We start from the raw sequence: 18250 nt of genomic DNA, 5'->3' as shown, positions 1-18250 counted from the left end.
TGCAGGTGGTCGAGGGGGTCGGGGTCGCGCTCAGTCGGTCGCGAAGAAGACGTTCTTGGTCTCGGTGAAGTGCTCGGCGGCGTCCGGCCCCAGCTCGCGTCCGAGTCCGGAGGCCTTCATGCCGCCGAAGGGCGTCGCGTAGCGCACCGAGGAGTGCGAGTTCACCGACAGCACGCCGCTCTGCACGCCGCGCGAGACGCGGACGGCGCGGCCGAGGTTCTCGGTCCAGAGGGAGCCGGCGAGGCCGTAGGCGGTGTCGTTCGCGAGACGGATCGCGTCGGCTTCGTCGTCGAAGGGCATGACCGCGACGACCGGACCGAACACCTCCTGCTGGGCGATCCGATCGGCGGGGTCGGCCAGCACCACCGCGGGCGCGAACCAGAACCCATCGCCCTCCGGTGCACTCCCCCGGAACGCGATCGTCGCGTCGTCGAGGAACCCGGCGACCGTGTCGCGGTGACCGGCGGAGATGAGCGGACCCATGTCGGTGTCGGCACTCGACGGGTCACCGACCCGCCACGCCGCGACCGCCGGCTCCAACAGCTCGAGGAACCGGTCGTACACCGAACGCTGCACGAGGAGCCTGCTGCGCGCGCAGCAGTCCTGCCCCGCGTTGTCGAACACCGATCCCGGGACGGCCGCGGCGGCCTTCTCGAGATCGGCGTCCGCGAAGACGATGTTGGCGCTCTTGCCACCGAGTTCGAGGGTGACGGGCTTGAGCGCCCGCGCGCAGCCGGTTGCGACCTCGATGCCGACCTCGGTCGACCCCGTGAAGACCACCTTGCGCACGTCCGGATGCTCGACGAGACGCTGCCCCACCACGGAGCCCGAACCGGTCACGACCTCGAAGAGTCCCGCGGGCAGCCCCGCTTCGAGCGCGAGCTCGCCCAGACGGATCGCGGTCAGCGGAGTCAGTTCGGCGGGTTTCAGCACCACCGCGTTGCCCGCGGCGAGCGCCGGAGCGAACGCCCACGCGGCGATCGTCATCGGGAAGTTCCACGGCACGATCACCCCGACCACGCCGTAGGGATCGTGGAAGGTGACGTCGAGCCCGCCCGCCACCGGGATCTGCCGGCCCGAGAGTCGTTCGGGGTCGGCGGAGTAGTAGTTGAGCACCTGGGCGACGTGACCCGCCTCCCAACGGGCGGAGCCGATCGGATGCCCGGAGTTGAGCACCTCCAGTTGCGCCAGCTCCTCGGCGGCGCCCTCGACGGCGCGCGCGAACGCCCGCAGCGCATCGGCGCGCGCGACGGGGGCGAGCGCCGCCCACCGGCGCTGAGCGGACACGGCGCGCGCGATCGCGGCATCCGTCTCTCCGGCATCGGCGCGGGCGATCTCGCGGATCGCCGCGCCCGTCGACGGGTTGATGACCGTGAACGCGCTCATCGGGCGTCCTCCTTCCGCCGCGCGGCGAACGCGCGTGCCTGTGTGACGAGATCGGCGAAGAGTCGCCGGTCCTCGGCGTTCTCCTCGGGGTGCCATTGCACGCCGACGATGTGGGCGCCTGCCGTGTCGACGAAGGCCTGAACGAGGCCGTCATCGGAGTGCGCGGCGGCGACGAGCCCGTCGCCCAACCGGCCGACGCCCTGGTGGTGGTAGCTGTGCACGCGCATGTCGGTCTCTCCGAGGATCCCGGCGAGCGCCGTATCGACCTCGACCTCGACGTCGTTCTCGGCGAACACGCCGCCGCCGATCCGGTACCTCTCGGTCCCGAGCGATTCGGGCAGGTGCTGCTGCAGCGTGCCGCCGCGGGCGACGTTCACGAGCTGCAGCCCCCGGCAGATCGCGAGCACCGGGATGCCGCGACGCTCGGCCGCATGGAACAGCGCGAGCTCCCACGCGTCGCGATCGACCCGCGCGGGGTCGGTGAGCGGATGCCGTTGCTCGCCGTAGAGTTCGGGGGCGACGTCCGCGCCGCCGGAGAGCACGAGCCCGTCCATTCCCGCGATGGCCGCGTCGGCGGCATCCGGACCCTGCGGCGGCAGCAGCAGCGCGATGCCGCCGCACGACGTCACACTCGTGAGGTACTGCTCGGGCAGGAAGGCCGCCCGCACGTCCCACACCCCCTGCTGCGCGCGCTCCAGGTAGGTCGTGATGCCGATCAGCGGCGCGGGGTCAGAGGCGCTCGAAACCACGGATGCGCTCCCAGTCGGTGACAGCCGCGTCGTAGGCCTCGACCTCGATGCGCGCCTGGTTCAGGTAGTGCTCGACCACGTCGTCGCCGAACGCCGCCCGAGCGATCGTCGATTCGCGGAAGAGCTGCGCGGCCTCGCGCAGGGTCGTGGGCAGGTGATCGACGCCCGCCTCGTAGGCGTTGCCGGTGAAGCGCTCGGGCAGCGGCAGCTCGTTCTCGATGCCGTGCAGACCGCCGGCGATGATCGCCGCGATGCCGAGGTAGGGATTCACGTCGCCGCCCGGCACCCGGTTCTCGACGCGCAGACCCGATCCGGATCCGACGACGCGCAGGGCGCAGGTGCGGTTGTCGATGCCCCACGCGACCCCCGTCGGGGCGAAGCTGCCCTTGGCGAAGCGCTTGTAGGAGTTGATGTTCGGGGCGAACAGCAGGGTGAACTCGCGCAGCGTCGCGAGGATGCCGGCGATCCAGTGCTCCATGACGGGGCTGAATCCGTGCTCGCCGTCACCGGCCATCACCGGAGCGCCCGACCGATCTCGCAGGGACAGATGGATGTGGCAGCTGTTGCCCTCGCGCTCGTTGAACTTGGCCATGAACGTGAGCGACTGACCGTGCTGTTCGGCGATCTCCTTCGCGCCGTTCTTGTAGATCGCGTGCTGGTCGGCGGTCTCGCGCACCTCGGCGTAGCGGAAGGCGATCTCCTGCTGGCCGAAGTTGCACTCGCCCTTGACGCCCTCGCAGTAGAGACCTGCGCCGTCCATGCCGTTGCGGATGTCGCGCAGCAGCGGTTCCATGCGGGTCGATGCGAGCAGGTTGTAATCGACGTTGTAGTCGGTGGCGGGGGTGAGCCCCTCGTACTTGCGCGCCCAGGCCTCGCGATAGGTGTCTTCGAACACGATGAACTCGAGCTCCGTGCCCGAGTACGCGGTCCAGCCGCGTTCGGCGAGCCGGTCGCGCTGACGGTCGAGGATGGCCCGGGGTGACGGTCCGACCGGCTCGCCGTTCTGCCAGACGAGGTCGGCCATCACGAGCGCCGTCCCCTCGAGCCACGGGATGTTGCGGAGCGTCTCTGCGTCGGGGCGCAGCACCATGTCACCGTAGCCGCGGTCCCATCCCGACATCGCGTAGCCGTCGACCGTGTTCATGTCGACGTCGACCGACAGCAGGTAGTCGCAGGCTTCGGCGCCGTGCGACAGGATGTCCTCCTGGAACAGGCGGGCCGAGACGCGTTTGCCGACCAGACGCCCCTGCGCATCGGCGAAGGCCACGATCACGGTGTCGATCTCGCCGGCGGCGATGCCGGTGTCCAGCTGCTCGATGCTCAGGTTTCCCGACATCTGACGCTCCGTTCTCCTGCGGTGAAGCGATCGGCCGACCGGCTTCGCCCTCAGAGTAGATCACCTCGACGTTTAAAGGTAGACGAAACCACCATTGACTGCCACAATCATCCGCAAGGTGCACCCGGCGCCTGCATGCGAGTGAGCGGAGAACGTATGTCTGGGCAGAGCAATGAATCCCGCAAGGTCGCCGGAGCGACCTATACACGTGCCGGGAGCGAGTACTTCGAGAAACGCACACTGAAGAGGTCGGCCGGCGTCTGGGGCCTGTGGGGACTCGCGGTCGCCGCTGTCATCTCGGGAGACTTCTCGGGATGGAACTTCGGTATCGACTTCGCGGGGTTCGGCGGGATGCTCATCGCCTTCGTCATCCTCGTGGCGATGTACTACGGCATGATCTTCGCCATCGGGGAGATGGCGGCTGCGATGCCGCACACCGGTGGCGCCTACTCCTTCGCCCGCTCGGCCATGGGGCCGTGGGGCGGCCTGGTCACCGGAGCCGCCGAGACGATCGAGTACGTCGCGACCACGGCGGTGATCGTCTACTTCTCGGCGTCGTATGCCAATGGGATCACGAGCGAACTGCTCGGTCTCGAACTCCCCGGATGGGTCTGGTACCTCATCCTCTACGTCGTCTTCATCGCGCTGAACTCCGCGGGAGCGGCCATCTCGTTCCGCTTCGCGATCGTCGTCTCCGTGATCTCGATCGGCATCATCCTCGTCTTCTCGCTCATGGCGCTGTTCTCCGGTGCGTTCTCGTGGGATGCCCTGTGGGACATCGTCCCCGACGAGGGCCAGTCGACCTTCCTCCCCCACGGCGTCCTGCCGATCCTGTTCGCCCTCCCGTTCGCGATGTGGTTCTTCCTCGGCATCGAAGAGCTGCCGCTCGCGGCCGAGGAATCGCACAACCCCACCCGCGACATCCCGAAGGCCGGGTTCTGGGCGCGCGGCACCCTCATCGTCACCGGACTCCTGGTGCTGTTCCTCAACACCGGCGTGATCGGTGCCGAGGCGACCGGAACCGCGGGAGAGCCCCTGCTCGACGGCTTCCGCGCGATCGTGGGAGACCAGCTCGCCGCCGTGCTCGCGCTGTTCGCCCTGATCGGCCTGCTCGCCTCGCTGCAGGGCATCATGTTCGCCTACGGCCGTAACATGTACTCGCTGTCGCGCGCCGGGTACTACCCGCGCTTCCTCTCACTGACGGGCAAGCGCCAGACACCGTGGGTCGCTCTCACGGTCGGCGCCGCGATCGGCTTCGTCGCCCTGATCGTGCTCGACGTGCTCACCGCGGTCGACTCCGAGGGTGCGGGAACGGTGGCCGGGGCGATCGTGCTGAACATCGCGGTCTGGGGCGCGGTCGTCGCCTACGGGCTGCAGCTCGTGTCGTTCATCATCCTGCGCAAGAAGTTCCCGAACGTCGATCGCCCGTACGTCAGCCCCTGGGGCATCCCCGGCGCCGTCATCGCGCTCGTCATCGCGGCGCTCATCTTCGTCGGCTTCCTGCTCAACCCGACGTTCGGCCCGGCCATCATCGCGATCGCGATCGTGTACGCGATCATCCTGCTCGGATTCGGGCTCTTCTTCCGCCACCGCCTCGTGCTCTCCCCCGAAGAGGAGTACGCGCTCTCGGGCGGCTCGCACGGAGACCCGCAGGCCGAGGGCTACGACGCGATGGAGGGCGAGGTCTTCGACGGCAAGGCGTGAGCGGCGAGGAGCGCTACTTCGAATCGAAGTCGAACGCCTTGAGCAGTTCGGCGACGGCCTGGTCGCGCTCCTCCCCGCCCGCCTCGAACATGTGCGTCACGTGGGTGCGCAGATGGTTCTCGAGCAGCAGCCGGTTGAGGGACTCGAGCGACTTCTGGATCGCGCGGGACTGCGTGATGATGTCCATGCAGTAGTCCTCGCTCTCGATCATCCGAGCGACCCCGCGGAGCTGCCCCTCGAGGATGGCGGTGCGGTGCAGGGCGCGCTTCTTGATGTCTTCGATCACGCATCGAGGTTACCCCGCTCACGAGTCACTGAGCCCGTCGAAGGGATCGACCACCGGGAGCCCGGGAACGTCGAAGTCCTTCACGTTGCGGGTCACCAGCGTGAGCCCGTGGTGAAGAGCGGTCGCGGCGATCAACGCATCACCGAGGGGACGACGATCGGGCACCTGGATCGCCGCCGCCAGCTGCGCGACCGCACCGGTCACCCCGAGCGCAGGAATGGCGAGGCCCTGCAGCACGGATCGGAACCATCGGTCGAGTGATGCTGCGGAGACGGCATCACGACGCTGCACGAGAAGGATGCCGCGTCGGAGTTCGAGCTCGGTGACCACGCTGATCCGCAGGCATCGCCGCGGCGTCGCCTCGAACCAGCGCACGACACCGGCATCGGGCCGCGGTCGACGGGTCTCCGAGACCACGTTCGTGTCGAGCAGGAACCCCGTCACAGGTCGACCTCCCGCCCGAGGTCGCGCGCTCGTTCCGACGCGAGGTCGTCCATGATGCGGCCGAAGACGTCGTCGGGATCCGCGCTCGTCGGCACGGGCGCGATCACATCGAGCAGCGACCGATCGTCGCCTGCCGGCGACTCAGACCGCAGCCGCTCGTACTCGTCGATGTTCAGCAGCACGTAGGCCGGCTCGCCTCGGCGGGTCACGAGCACCGGCTCCTCGTCGGCGATGCGCTGCGCACGCGCGACGGATTGATTGAAATCTCGAGCGGTCATACGGAACACGATGCACCTCGTTTCTGATGTAGTGAGGGTACTACACAGACACGGCGTGAAAGGATGCCTTCATGCCGCGCACACCGATGGCGATGCTCTCGCCCGCCGATCAGGTCCGTCTCCGCGCGCTGCGCCGTATGAAGGCGGTCGCCCTGGGGGCACTGATCTTCATGGCCGTCGTGTTCGTGTTCGCCTTCGCGTTCCAGGAGCGGATGAGCTGGCTCGGGTACGTGCGCGCCGCGGCCGAGGGCGGAATGGTGGGTGCTCTCGCCGACTGGTTCGCGGTGACGGCGCTCTTCCGCCGCCCGCTGGGCCTACCCATCCCGCACACCGCGATCATCCCGAGCCGCAAGGACGAGATCGGCCGCAGCCTGGGCGAGTTCGTCGAGACGAACTTCCTCGAGGCGAGCGTCGTGCGCACGAAGCTGTCGTCCACCGCCATCGCGCAGCGTGCCGGCGAGTGGCTGCGCGAGACGCCGCACGCCGAGCGGGTCGGCGCCGAGGGCGCGACGATCGCCACCGCGATCCTCAACGGGCTCAGCGACGACGACGTGCGCGATCTCATCTCCGACCTCGCGCGTGAGCACCTCGTCTCCCCCGAGTGGGGCCCGCCCGCGGGTGCCTGGCTCGAGAAGATCGTCGAGGCCGACGCCCATCACGGCGCGGTCGATCTCGCCGCCGACAGCATCGGGCGCTGGCTCGAGGCGAACGCCGAGTCGTTCTCGGGCCTCGTCTCCCGGCGCCTGCCCTCGTGGGTGCCGCGGCTCGCGCACCGCTTCGTCGACGACACCGTCTACAACGAGGCCGTGAAGTTCGTGCAGGCCGTGCAGGCCGACCCCCGGCATCCGGCCCGCCTGGCGATCGACGGCTACCTCGGCCGCCTCGCCGACAGCCTGCAGAACGACCCGGCCACCCGCGCGAAGCTCGAGAACGCGAAGGCGTCGCTGTTCGACAGCCCCCGCGTCGGCGCCCTCGCCGCCGAGGCGTGGAACACCGCGAAGAACGGCCTGCTCACGGCCCTGGCCGACCCCGAGAGCGGGCTGCGCCGCCGGGCTGTGCAGGCGCTCCAGGAGGTGGGCGAACGTCTGACGACGGATGCCGCGCTGCAGCGCCGCGTCGACACCTGGGTATCGGATGCAGCGGTCTTCCTCGTCGACCGCTACCGCCATGACATCGCCTCGATCATCACCGACACCGTCGAACGCTGGGACCCGGCCGAGACGACCGAGAAGATCGAGCTCATGGTCGGCCGCGACCTGCAGTACATCCGCCTGAACGGCACGTTCGTCGGTGCTCTCGCCGGCCTCGCCATCTTCTCGATCGCCCACGCCCTGATCCCCGGAGTCTGACATGGCCCTCTCGCACGATCCGCTCTGGCCGCGCGCCGGATCCTGGCCCTCTCCCGACGCCGTCGACGACGCGGAGGCCGTGCTGCTGGGTGTTCCGGTCTGGCGCACGTCGCTCTCACCCACGGGTGCCGGGGCGACTCCGGCCGCGATCCGCGACGCACTCCCCCGCTACGGCACCGCGCTGATGGGCCCGCCGGCGATCGACCTGAACGAGGTGCTGCGCATCGCGGATGCCGGCGACGTGCACGAGCCCGACGGCGACGAGGGCGAGGCATCCGTCATCGCTCGGGTGCGGGAGCTCTCGGAGTCGTTCGTCATCGCGCTCGGCGGCGACAACTCCCTCACCTACCCCGTGGCGCTGGGCGCCCAGGCGACCGGTTTGATCACCTTCGACGCGCACTTCGACCTGCGCGACGGCGTCTCGAACGGAACCCCGGTGCGCCGGCTCGTCGAAGACGTCCCCGTGCTCTCGACGCTCGACACCGCCCGCATCGACCCGACGCGCATCGTGCAGATCGGCATCGCCGACTTCGCGAACTCGGTCGCCTACGCCCGCCGGGCGGCGGACTGGGGCATCCGGGTGATCACGCTCGATGAGGTGCGCCGCCGCGGTGTCGACGACGTCGTGAACGAAGCCCTCGAGATCGCCGGTGCCGGATCAGATGCCCGCGTCCACCTCGACATCGACGTCGACGTCTGCGACCGCTCGGTCGCCCCCGGTTGCCCCGCGAGCGTGCCCGGTGGCCTGCAGGCGTGGGAGCTGCGCGCCCTCACCCGCGCCGTCGCCGCCGATCCCCGCGTCGTCAGCGCGGACCTCGCCGAGGTCGATGCCGCAGCGGATGCCGAGGACGCCCGCACCGTGCGCCTCGCAGCCCTCTGCGTGCTGGAGCTGCTCGCCGGGCTCGCCTCGCGCTGAGTCCTTCAGCCACCCGTCGGGAAAAGCAGAAACCCCCGGGCGGCTGCCCGGGGGTTTCTGCGGTGGTGGACCTAAGGGGATTCGAACCCCTGACCTCCTCGATGCGAACGAGGCGCGCTACCAACTGCGCCATAGGCCCTTACGGAGATCAACATTATCACGACGTCGACCCCTGTTCGGACGCCGCGATCACCCTGCGGCGCGACGGGCGAGCATGTCTCGCACGTGCGCCTCGATCTCGGCGTCGTCGACGAATCCCATCTTCGCGTAGGGCGAAGCCTCGGCGGCGGGAGCAGTGCGCGGAGCGGGAATCCGCACGGGCGCCGGAGCCTGCTCGGCGGCGATCTGCTCGGCGCGGGCGCGGAGTTCCGCGAGGCGGGCGGCCTTGCGCAGCTGCTCCTGCGCGTCGATCTCGGCACGGGCGGTCTGGGCACGCGATCCGGCGACCGCGACGAGCGGCTCGGGCAGCGGACGCGGGGTCCACGTCGCACGACCCTGGTCGTGGATCTCGGGCGCGACGCGCTCTCGCGGCGCCTCGGCGACCACATGACTCGCACGGGCGACTCGACCGGCGACAGCGGCCATCCGCTGCAGCGCGATCGCGCCGAGCAGGGCCAGAGACCCGCCGACCCACAGCAGGATCGACGCTCCGGTCGCGAGCAGTTGCCACACGCCGAGTCCCGCGAGCACCACTCCGACGAGCGCGGCGACGGTCGACAGCATCCGCACCCGACGACGCGCACGCGCCTGACGGATCACCGGATCGGCCCGCGTCGCCGCGAGTTCGGCACGCAGCGCCTCGAGTTCTGCGGACTCGCGCTCCGACTGCACGCGCTTGGCGAGCTTCTGCTGCGCCAGGGCGGTGCGAGCACTCAGCTCGACGCGCACCTCTTCGGGGGTCTCGCTCGTCTCGGCGAGGATCCGCAGTGCCTGGTTCAGGCGCACGGCGTTGCGCTCGGCGGCGTTGTACTGGAAGCGGCCGCGCCACGAGGGCAGCAGATAGAGCATCCACAGGAGCACGGCGACGAGCACGATCACTCCCCCGCTCAGCACCGGCCCGTCCATATCGATAACGGTAAGGGTACGAAGGTCGCTCGGCCCCCAGCCGGGCGCGTGTCGCGACCAGACGGATGCTTCCGACGGCGTGTCGTCAGACGGAGAGCCGGTCCGACGGAGGGATCGTCGCGGCATCCGGAGGAACCTGACCGCTCAACCAACGCGCCAGCACCCCCTGCGGCACGTCCTCCTTCGTCAGCGCGAACGCGTAGTGGTCGCGCCAATCGCCGTCGATGTGGATGTACCGACGACGCAGTCCCTCGTAACGGAAACCGAGCTTCTGCACCACCCGCAGGCTCGCCGCGTTCTCGGGGCGGATGCAGATCTCCATGCGGTGCAGGCCGTACTCGACGAAGCACGCATCCGTCGCGAGCGCGACCGCGGTGGGGGTGATGCCCTTGCCCGCGAACTTCTCGCTGACCCAGTATCCGATCGTCGCCGAGCAGAGCGACCCGCGTGAGACTCCCCACACGTTCAACTGACCGGCGACCTCGCCGTCGTACTCCATGACGAACGGGTATCCGGCGCCGTCGCGGTACTGCTGGAGCAGACGACGGATGCTCAGGCGCATGTCGAACGACACCGAGCCGTAGGGAACCGTGGCCTCCCACGGCTGCAACCAGGACCGGTTCGCGAGCAGCTCCTGCTGGAGCACGCGGGCATCCTTCGTGCGCACGAGGCGCAGCTCGATCGATCCGTGTCGCATGCCCGCCATGAGATCCATCATCTCGCGCTCGACCCGCCGGAGGCCTAGAGGCGCTCGGCGAACTCCTTCAACCACGGGCGCAGCTCGCCGCCGAGGTCGTCGCGGTCGGAGGCCAGCTGCACGATCGCCTTGATGTACTCGACCCGGTCACCGGTGTCGTACCGCCGACCGCCGAAGATCACGCCGACCACTCCGGGGCCCGACGGGTCGGCCGCCATCTCCTGCAGCGCATCGGTCAGCTGGATCTCCCCGCCCTTGCCGGGTTCGGTGTGCTCGAGGATGTCGAAGATCGAGGCGGGAAGCACGTAGCGCCCGATGACCGCGAGGTTCGACGGGGCGTCCTCGCGCGCAGGCTTCTCGACCAGGCCGGTGACGCGCACGGCATCCGATCCCTCGATGTCCTCGACGGCCGCCGTGCCGTACATGTGGATGTTCGCGGGATCGACCTCCATGAGGGCGATCACGGCGGCGCCGGAGCGCTCGTGCTCGGCCAGCATCTCGGTGAGCAGCGGATCGCGCTCGTCGATGAGATCATCGCCCAGGAGCACGGCGAAGGAGCTGTCGCCGACGTGTGCGCGGGCACGCAGCACGGCATGGCCGAGTCCCTTCGGCTCGCCCTGTCGCACGAAGTGGATGTCGGCGAGGTCGCTCGAGCGCACGACGCGCTCCAGGCGACCGTGGTCGCCCTTCTCCATGAGCTTGACCTCGAGCTCGGGCACCGAGTCGAAGTGGTTGGAGATCGCGTTCTTGTTGCGCCCGATGATGACGAGGATGTCGTCGATCCCGGCATCCGCCGCCTCTTCGACCACGTACTGGATGGCCGGCTTGTCGACGACCGGCAGCATCTCCTTCGGCATCGCCTTCGTCGCCGGCAGGAAGCGCGTTCCCAGCCCCGCCGCAGGAATGACCGCCTTGAACTTCTGTGTACCCATCCCGACAGCCTACCGGTGGGCGCCGCGTAGACTCTGAGCCATGTCGAACGAGGTCGAGCACGCCAAGCGCGCACTGCGCGCCGAGCTCCGCGAACGCCGGGCGCTCCTCTCCGATGCGCAACGCGATGCCGCCGCCTCCTCGATCGGCGAACGCCTCGACGAACTCGTCGAGAGCCTCGGTGCCCAGTCGATCTCCTGCTACCTCTCGGCGACCGCCGAGCCGGGCACCCGTGAGTTCGTCAGCCGAGCGGTGCGCCGCGGCATCCGCGTGTTGCTCCCCGTCACCCGAGCCGACGGACTGCTCGACTGGGCCGTCGCGAACGATGACGACGACGTCGCCGAGGGACTCTTCGGCCTGCCCGAACCGACCGGCGAGGTGCTCGGCCCCATCGCGGTGAACGACGTCGACCTGATGATCGTGCCCGCCGCCGCGGTCGACCGTTCGGGCATGCGCATGGGCTGGGGCCGCGGCTATTTCGACAAGACCATCGGGTCGATGGAGAAGTGCCCTCCCGTGTACGCGGTCATCTATGATTCCGAGATACTCGACTCCCTGCCTCGCGAGGTGCACGACCAGCCGGTCGACGGCATCGTGACGCCGACGCAGACCCTCTCCCTGTCGCAGACGCGACGCTGACCCTCCGAGGACACCATGCCCACCTACGCCTATGCCTGCACGTCGTGCGGCCACCGCTTCGACGCCGTGCAGAGCTTCGCCGACGCATCGCTCACCGTCTGCCCCGAGTGCGGTGGCACCCTGCGCAAGCAGTACGGGTCGATCGGCGTGACCTTCAACGGCTCCGGCTTCTATCGCACGGACTCGCGGGCGAAGAGTGGCGGATCATCGGATGCTTCGACATCATCGAAGAAGGAGTCGACGACCACCAGCGCCCCCGCGCCGACGTCGAGCCCGACCTCATCCTGATTCCCCACCACTCGGAGGTTCGCATGCTCAAAGGATTCAAGGACTTCATCCTCCGCGGCAACGTCATCGACCTCGCGGTCGCCGTCGTCATCGGCACGGCGTTCACCGCGATCGTCAACGCCGTGGTCGCCAGTGTCATCAACCCGCTCGTCGCCCTCTTCTTCAAGGCCGACGCGATGGGCGGCTTCGGCCCGCAGGTCACCAACATCTACGGCGACACGGTCACGTTCCCGCTCGGCGACCTGATCTCGGCCGTCATCAGCTTCCTCGCGGTCGCCCTCGTCGTGTACTTCGTGTTCGTGCTGCCGATGAACACCTTCAAGGCGCACGTCGAGGCCCGCAAGGGCACGTCCGCCGAGCAGCCCGAAGAGGAGCCGGCCGCCGCAACCGAGGCCGAGCTGCTCGTCGAGATCCGCGACCTGCTCGCGAAGAGCAACGCCCGCGACTGACGGGCACACCCTCGCTGCACAGGCAGCCGCACCGGACGTCCCGTTCCGCTCCGCAGCGTCACCACGACGCTCAGTAGTGGGGCGGGACGTCCTGCATCATGCGGTCGTCATTGGGACCCGCGGGGCCGTCCGGGCGCCGCTTCCGGTCTTTCGCGACCGATTCGGGACCGCTCTCGGGGTCGGGATCGCTTCCCTCCACCGGCGTCAGGCGTGCGCGGCGGGAACCCGGCACGCGCTCGACCCGCTGCCGCGGAGCATCCGATGCGGGCTCCCCCGGAGAGGCATCCTCAGGCATCCGCTCGGTCAGCCGTTCGCGCCGTCATCGAGGTCGAGCGGCTGCGTGTCGTTCTCGGCACGCGCGGTCGACGGCGAGATGCCGAGCACCGAGGCGATCCGCGTCGCCGCCGTGGCCGGGTCGCTGTAGAGGTCGAACGCGTGCACGCGCACGTAGTGCCAGCCGAGTCGGCGCAGCACGTGCGGGCGCAGACGCAGGGTCTCGCGCAGCGAGTCGCCGCGCGATTCCGGATCGCACTCGATCACGACGGCCTTGCCGCCGTGCTGCGCGACCAGCGGCAGCAGACCGCGGTAGTCCACGTCGACGGATGCTCCGAGCCGGCGCAGCTCGCGGGCGAGCGCGAGGGTCAACGGGTCGGCGAGGTCTTCGAGACGCGCGTCGCGGGCACGGGCGGCCAGGCCGCCGAGGATCGACATGAGCGTCGCGGCGCCGTGCTCGAGGCGTCCATCGTCGAAGGACGACGGACGGATCGACGACACGATCACCATGGAACGGCGCGCGCGGGTCATGCCGACCGTGAGCAGCCGCTCGCCGTCGGGCGTCGAGAGATCGCCGAAGTCGCTGAGCACACGGCCGTGCTTGGTCAGACCGAAGCCGAGCGAGAAGATCACCCGGTCGCGGCTCTCGGCGACGGACTGTTCGAGGGTGAGAACGGCGAAGGGTTCCGCGGTATCGCGCCCCACGAAGTCGGCGACGTCGGAGCGTCCGGCGAAGGCTGCCGTGACCGCGGCGCGCACGCGCTCGGCATGACGGGCGCTGGCGGTCACGACCATGAGCGACTCGGACGGGCGGTGCACGGCATGCTCGACCACGAGCGTCACCACGCGGGCGACCTCGGCGTCGGGGCTCTCGACCGCACCCGAGATCGGGTCGGGCGTGCCCGTGCCTCCCTCGACGTAGTCGACCGTGAGGCTTCCCCGACCGAGATACGACCCGGCCCAGGGCAGCGACACGATCTCGCCGCCGTAGAAGGCGTCGTTGATGAGCTCGGCGAGGTCTTCTCCCCCGGCGCGGTAGCTGCGCGTGAGCGTCATCACCGGAAGCAGCTCCGAGAGACGTTCGAACACCGAGGTCTCGTCGAACTCGACCTCGGGCTCCCAGAGGTCATCGGGGTCGACGGCGATCTGGAACGGCGACGGGCGCTGGGTCACCGGGTCGCCGAACGCGACGACCTGCCGCGCACGACGGATCGCGGGCGCGGCCTCGGCGAGGTTGATCGCCGCGGCATCCACCAGGAGAACGGCGTCGAACTCGACGGAGTCCGGGATCTCGGGCACGAGGTAGGGCGAGGAGATCCAGACCGGAGCGAGCGTGGAGACGAGCGTCGGAGCGGCGCTGATCACCTCGGCGGACGTCGTCGTGCTCTGCGTCAGGGCACGACGGAGGTTCGCGGACTCCTGCGGCTCATCGACGATCGCGATCTTCCACTGGTTGGCGAGCTGCCAGGCCAGCAACGGGCCGGCCATCGCGGCGTGCGCCTCGTCGACGAGACGGAAGTCGCGCTCGAGCCGATCGACGACCGCGGTGTTCGCGCCGAGGAGGGCGCGGTTGTCCTGGAGGGCGCGCTCGAGGAGAGACTGCCACCACGCGAACTCGAGCTCGTCGCCCACCCGCGACTCGGAGACGTGACGCACCGAGAGGTCGGTGAGCAGGGGCTCGAGGCCGAGGAGGGCGAGTTCGTCGCGCAGCTCCGCGCGCTCGACGAGGTTCTCGAAGACGTCGGACTTCGCCGCGAGACCCGCGAGCGTGCGCACCAGGCGCGCCACGGGCAGCGTCGCCAGCGGTTCACGTCGGCCGAGGGCCGCGTCGAGTTCGGCGAGTTCGGCCTCGACGCGCTGCCACGCGGCCGCGACCTCGCCGAGACCCAGCGGGACCTCGGGGGCGACGCCCGCATCGACGCAGCGCTGCCACTGCGTGCGCTGGGTCTGGATGCGCAGCAGCGCCTCGTGCATCTCGGTGACGTGCACACCGGGACGCACGTACTCCTTCGCCAGACGGCGCAACCGCCGACGGTTCGCCGACGACATCCCCGGTGCATCGCGGCGGGACCCGTGCGCCTGGATCAGCTCGCCCAGCGGGCGCTCGAACACGGTCGGGCTGAAGCGGTCGAGCGAGTCGCGGATGCCCTCGAGCAGTCGCAGGTAGTCGCCGAGCTCGTCGATGGTCGAGAACGGGCGCATGTGGGTCTGGGCGATGAGTTCGTAGCCCCGCTCGAGCAGCGCCGGAACGCTGTCGGAGTGCAGGCGACCCGCCAGCTCGTGCGCGGCGCGTGCGGCCTCGGTCGTGGCGAAGGTGACGCCGTACCAGGGCGAATCGTCGGGGCCGAAGCGGAACTCGCCGAGACGCGCGGCCTGCGCGAGGGCGGCGGCGGCCGGCCCGCGATCGCCGGCGAGACGCCGCAGGGACTCGTTGCTGAGTCGCGCGGTGGTCGACGGCGGGGTCGGCAGCGAGGCGAGTCGGGTGAGGTGACGGGTCGCCTCGAGCACGGAGGCATCCATGCCGGGCACGGGAGACGTGAGCGCGTGACGGTAGTCGCGGAGCACGGTGCGCAGGCGCACGAGCGCATCGTCGACCTCTCCGACCTTGGGAGCGCTCGCCTTCTCGTTGCGACCGATGGCGCGCACGAGGTCACGACGCACGCTCACCGGCGAGATCGCGAGGCTGTCGAGACCGATCCCGGCCAGGCGGTGGCGGACTCCGTCGAGCGTGGAGCGGCGGGCCGAGACGACGAGCACGCGCTTCCCCGCCCGGACGAGCTCGCCCAGCGCGTTGATCACGGTCTGCGTGCCGCCGGTGCCGGGCAGCGTCGCGACGGTGAGCGAGTGGCCGGCGGCGATCCGCGAGAGCACGGCCTCCTGCTCGGCATCCGCATCGAGCAACAGGGTGTCGGATGCCGGCGCGCGGTCGTCCGGCCCGGTGAAGTGCGGCGTGGCCCGCGGGGCCCTCACCCGCTCGCGGTCGCCGACGTGACCGGCGAGGGCGTTGAGCACCTGGTGGTCGAGCGTGCGGGTGTCGCGCGACATGGAGCCCGCGACGTCGGCGAAGGTCGACACGACCAGGCGCGGTTCGACCGAGAAGGTGTCGATCGTCCGGGTGATCGCACGCAGGCTGTCGATGACCGGCTGAGGCTTGAAGATGCCGCCGTCGTAGGCGAGGGATGCCAGGGTCGACGCGTCGATCGAAATGCCGAAGTGCTCGCGGGCGATGCGGACGAGTTCGGGATTGACCTCGAACGCCCCCTGCAGCTTCAGCTCGTAGTCGGAGTGGTGGCGGCGGATCGCGAGCGGGCGCAGCAGCACGGGGGCGGCGAAGAACGCTCCCCCGATCCGCCAGCGGGCGACGCCGACGGCGAGGTGCACGGCCTCGATGCCGCGCACGGTGCGCAGCTCGGTGTTCTTCGCGGTGATCCGCTCGGCGGCGAGTCGTGCGGTGCGCAGACCGACCTCGTCGCGGAAGAGGTTCGACAGCAGCGTCGATTTTCCGGTGATGAACTGCGGGAGGCTGCCGGGATGCGCCTTGGAGATGTCGATACCGGACTCGGCCCCGTCGCGGAAGCTGGTCAGCGGCGAGGGGCCGCCCAGATCGGCGGCTTCACTACGCAGTCGCGAGCGCTCGCCCTCGGCGGCGTGGGTCACGATGACGCCGGTCGACGAGGACCGGAGGTCGCTGAGGGTCACGGCGAGCGCTGCTCCCGCGTCTTCTACCGTCTTGCCTTCCCGTCGCCACACAACTCACACACTAAGCGCGCCGGGCGCGAGGCCCGGTATCCCGGGCGGGTTTCGCGGAATTCCGGTCACGGATGCCGTGGCGAACTCCTTCTGCACCGCCACCCGTCGAGAGCGACTCTCCCCCGTCCGTGGACCTCCCCTCAGGGCAGGCGGTCGCCGGGCGTCAGGATGGACGCATGACCTTCCGCTACGACTTCGCCCCCACGCCCTTCGGCGATGCGCTCGCGGTGTTCTCCGACGAGGGCATCGTGCGCTTCGATCTGTCCGAGTCGGAAGACCCGTCGGTCCCGTGGCTCCTCGAGAACGTCGCCCAGGAGCTGCGGGCGGTGCCGGAGCCCGACCCGGGTGCGGCCGATGAGCTGGCCGACCTCCTCGACCGCTACTTCGACGGCGCGCCGATCCGGTTCAACGAGCACCTCTCTCTCGACTGGCGCCTCGTCGACGGCTTCCCTCGACGCGCCCTCGAGGCGATCGGAACGATCGAGTGGGGTGAAACCCTGAGCTACGGAGAGGTCGCCGTCCTCGCCGGCCACCCGGGCGCGGCCCGCGCCGTGGGATCGGCCTGCCGCATCACCCCGTTCTCGATCATCGTGCCCGTGCACCGCGTCATCCGCTCCGACGGCTCTCCCGGTCACTACGGGGCGCACCCCGAGCGCAAGCGGTTCCTCCTCGACCTCGAATCGGGCGGGCGGAGCGTTTAGCGCCACAGGATCGGCGCGGGTCCTGCCGAGTAGGCCGTCGGGATCCGCGCCGGAGGGGCGCCGGTGGTAATCTCACCGCGTGACGGGAACGGCGCCGTCGCGCGGAAGGCAGGTGGCCGTGAGCACTCCGACCGGAACCGAATCCGACACCGAGCTCATCGCCCGCGCCGTGCGGGAACTCGCCCGCCGCACCCGGTTCCCGGTCGCCTTCGGCGGCCTCCTCGATGACGGTGTCGTGCACGTGACGACGATCGTCGGCAACCGCACCCGCAGTCTCGACGGCCTGCGTGTTCGACCCGAGCGCGGACTCGGAGGGCGAGCGATGATGGAGCTCCGTCCGCGCATGACCAGCGACTACGGGTCCTCGCAGCAGATCACGCACGACTACGACGTCTTCGTGCTCGGCGAGGGTCTGCGCACACTCCTGGCGGTTCCGATCGTCGTCGCGGGACGATCCCGCGGCGTGCTCTACGCGGGCGCCTGGGACGACGAGCAGATCGGCGGGATCACCACCGCCCCGGCCATGCAGGTCGCGCAGTCGGTCGCCGACGAGTTGCGCATCCGCGAGGAGGTCGAACGCCGACTTCGCGCCGGCGCCCCGGCATCCACCCCCCTGCCGGCCGGTCAGCAGGAGCAGTTGCGCGAGACGTTCGCCGATCTGCGCAGCATCGCCGCATCGATCGACGACGACGAGCTGCGCGCTCGGCTCGCTCGCGTCGAGGGTCGTCTGCTCGCCCTCTCGGGTGAGCAGACGACGACCGCGACCGGCCCGTCGCCCGTGGTCCGCCTCTCGCCGCGCGAGACCGATGTCCTCTCGTGCGCCGCGCTCGGGGCGACGAATGCCGAGATCGCATCACAGCTCGGCCTCCGCGAGGGGACGGTCAAGGCGTACCTCGGCACCGCCATGTCGAAACTCGACGCATCGACCCGGCATTCCGCTGTCGCTCGAGCCCGGCGGGCGGGGCTCCTGCCGTGATCGCCTAAATCACACCGGAATTCCATTTGCATTC

18 protein-coding genes and 1 tRNA gene are annotated in these 18250 nt (G+C 69.8%); 8 read left to right on the top strand and 11 right to left on the bottom strand.

Annotation, left to right across the window (positions count from 1 at the left end):
• Positions 1-30: 30 nt before the first annotated feature.
• The 3 genes from ACI2JZ_RS15400 to ACI2JZ_RS15390 are packed head-to-tail and all read right to left on the bottom strand — an operon-like array spanning position 31 to position 3471.
• Positions 31-1386 carry an aldehyde dehydrogenase family protein gene (locus ACI2JZ_RS15400; RefSeq protein ID WP_404598369.1) on the bottom strand — a complete coding sequence of 452 codons (1356 nt, stop codon included), beginning with the start codon at positions 1384-1386 and terminating at the stop codon, positions 31-33.
• Positions 1383-2135 carry a gamma-glutamyl-gamma-aminobutyrate hydrolase family protein gene (locus ACI2JZ_RS15395; protein WP_404598367.1) on the bottom strand — a complete coding sequence of 251 codons (753 nt, stop codon included), beginning with the start codon at positions 2133-2135 and terminating at the stop codon, positions 1383-1385. The genes ACI2JZ_RS15400 and ACI2JZ_RS15395 overlap by 4 nt, the downstream gene beginning before the upstream one ends.
• The gene (locus ACI2JZ_RS15390; RefSeq protein ID WP_404598365.1) at positions 2116-3471 is read right to left on the bottom strand and encodes a glutamine synthetase family protein; all 1356 of its coding nucleotides are present in this window, start codon (positions 3469-3471) and stop codon (positions 2116-2118) included. The genes ACI2JZ_RS15395 and ACI2JZ_RS15390 overlap by 20 nt, the downstream gene beginning before the upstream one ends.
• Before the next feature lie 156 nt (positions 3472-3627).
• Here ACI2JZ_RS15390 and ACI2JZ_RS15385 point away from each other — a divergent pair, with 156 nt between their 5' ends.
• On the top strand, positions 3628-5175 hold the full coding sequence (locus ACI2JZ_RS15385; protein WP_247956638.1) for an amino acid permease: 1548 nt from the start codon (positions 3628-3630) through the stop codon (positions 5173-5175).
• A 13-nt stretch (positions 5176-5188) separates the two neighbouring features.
• On the opposite strand, the gene ACI2JZ_RS15380 is transcribed toward ACI2JZ_RS15385, so the two are convergent.
• Genes ACI2JZ_RS15380 through ACI2JZ_RS15370 form a run of 3 tightly spaced genes read right to left on the bottom strand, consistent with a single transcriptional unit; the run spans position 5189 to position 6183 of the window.
• Entirely contained in the window at positions 5189-5461 is a 273-nt protein-coding gene (locus ACI2JZ_RS15380) for a metal-sensitive transcriptional regulator (protein WP_247624953.1), read from the bottom strand.
• Positions 5462-5479: 18 nt separating this feature from the next.
• Positions 5480-5905, bottom strand: coding sequence for a type II toxin-antitoxin system VapC family toxin (locus tag ACI2JZ_RS15375; protein ID WP_404598363.1), 426 nt, complete (start codon positions 5903-5905; stop codon positions 5480-5482).
• Positions 5902-6183, bottom strand: coding sequence for a type II toxin-antitoxin system prevent-host-death family antitoxin (locus ACI2JZ_RS15370; RefSeq protein WP_247956640.1), 282 nt, complete (start codon positions 6181-6183; stop codon positions 5902-5904). Before ACI2JZ_RS15370 ends, ACI2JZ_RS15375 begins: the two co-directional genes overlap by 4 nt.
• A gap of 71 nt (positions 6184-6254) precedes the next feature.
• Between ACI2JZ_RS15370 and ACI2JZ_RS15365 the strand changes: the two genes are divergently transcribed.
• Entirely contained in the window at positions 6255-7532 is a 1278-nt protein-coding gene (locus tag ACI2JZ_RS15365; RefSeq protein WP_404598362.1) for a DUF445 domain-containing protein, read from the top strand.
• Position 7533: 1 nt separating this feature from the next.
• Complete coding sequence (locus tag ACI2JZ_RS15360; RefSeq protein WP_404598360.1) at positions 7534-8448, top strand: arginase family protein; 915 nt, start codon at positions 7534-7536, stop codon at positions 8446-8448.
• 63 nt (positions 8449-8511) lie between these two features.
• On the opposite strand, the gene ACI2JZ_RS15355 is transcribed toward ACI2JZ_RS15360, so the two are convergent.
• From ACI2JZ_RS15355 to galU, 4 genes are all read right to left on the bottom strand, one after another.
• A tRNA-Ala gene (locus tag ACI2JZ_RS15355) sits at positions 8512-8587 on the bottom strand.
• A 50-nt stretch (positions 8588-8637) separates the two neighbouring features.
• On the bottom strand, positions 8638-9513 hold the full coding sequence (locus ACI2JZ_RS15350) for a hypothetical protein (protein WP_404598359.1): 876 nt from the start codon (positions 9511-9513) through the stop codon (positions 8638-8640).
• Between the two features lie 85 nt (positions 9514-9598).
• A complete protein-coding gene (locus ACI2JZ_RS15345) occupies positions 9599-10210 on the bottom strand; it encodes a GNAT family N-acetyltransferase (RefSeq protein WP_247625270.1) in 612 nt (203 codons plus the stop codon).
• 44 nt (positions 10211-10254) lie between these two features.
• Entirely contained in the window at positions 10255-11142 is an 888-nt protein-coding gene (gene galU, locus ACI2JZ_RS15340) for a UTP--glucose-1-phosphate uridylyltransferase GalU (protein WP_247624959.1), read from the bottom strand.
• A gap of 40 nt (positions 11143-11182) precedes the next feature.
• Here galU and ACI2JZ_RS15335 point away from each other — a divergent pair, with 40 nt between their 5' ends.
• The 3 genes from ACI2JZ_RS15335 to mscL are packed head-to-tail and all read left to right on the top strand — an operon-like array spanning position 11183 to position 12516.
• Entirely contained in the window at positions 11183-11779 is a 597-nt protein-coding gene (locus tag ACI2JZ_RS15335) for a 5-formyltetrahydrofolate cyclo-ligase (protein WP_404598358.1), read from the top strand.
• Between the two features lie 15 nt (positions 11780-11794).
• Positions 11795-12067 (top strand): FmdB family zinc ribbon protein, encoded by a 273-nt coding sequence (locus ACI2JZ_RS15330; RefSeq protein WP_247624961.1) that lies wholly within the window; start codon positions 11795-11797, stop codon positions 12065-12067.
• 23 nt (positions 12068-12090) lie between these two features.
• Positions 12091-12516 (top strand): large conductance mechanosensitive channel protein MscL, encoded by a 426-nt coding sequence (gene mscL / locus ACI2JZ_RS15325; protein WP_247624962.1) that lies wholly within the window; start codon positions 12091-12093, stop codon positions 12514-12516.
• Between the two features lie 303 nt (positions 12517-12819).
• On the opposite strand, the gene ACI2JZ_RS15320 is transcribed toward mscL, so the two are convergent.
• A complete protein-coding gene (locus ACI2JZ_RS15320; RefSeq protein WP_404598356.1) occupies positions 12820-16488 on the bottom strand; it encodes an AAA family ATPase in 3669 nt (1222 codons plus the stop codon).
• A 227-nt stretch (positions 16489-16715) separates the two neighbouring features.
• Between ACI2JZ_RS15320 and ACI2JZ_RS15315 the strand changes: the two genes are divergently transcribed.
• Both ACI2JZ_RS15315 and ACI2JZ_RS15310 read left to right on the top strand, forming a co-directional pair.
• Positions 16716-17240: a methylated-DNA--[protein]-cysteine S-methyltransferase gene (locus tag ACI2JZ_RS15315; RefSeq protein ID WP_404598354.1), complete on the top strand. Its 525-nt coding sequence runs from the start codon at positions 16716-16718 to the stop codon at positions 17238-17240.
• Positions 17241-17358: 118 nt separating this feature from the next.
• Entirely contained in the window at positions 17359-18216 is an 858-nt protein-coding gene (locus ACI2JZ_RS15310) for a LuxR C-terminal-related transcriptional regulator (RefSeq protein WP_404598352.1), read from the top strand.
• Positions 18217-18250: the final 34 nt, after the last annotated feature.

Source organism: Microbacterium sp. NPDC087868, from assembly GCF_044900755.1.
In the GTDB taxonomy this organism is placed as follows: Bacteria; Actinomycetota; Actinomycetes; order Actinomycetales; family Microbacteriaceae; genus Microbacterium; species Microbacterium galbinum.
This window is presented reverse-complemented; position numbering and strand designations above follow the sequence as displayed.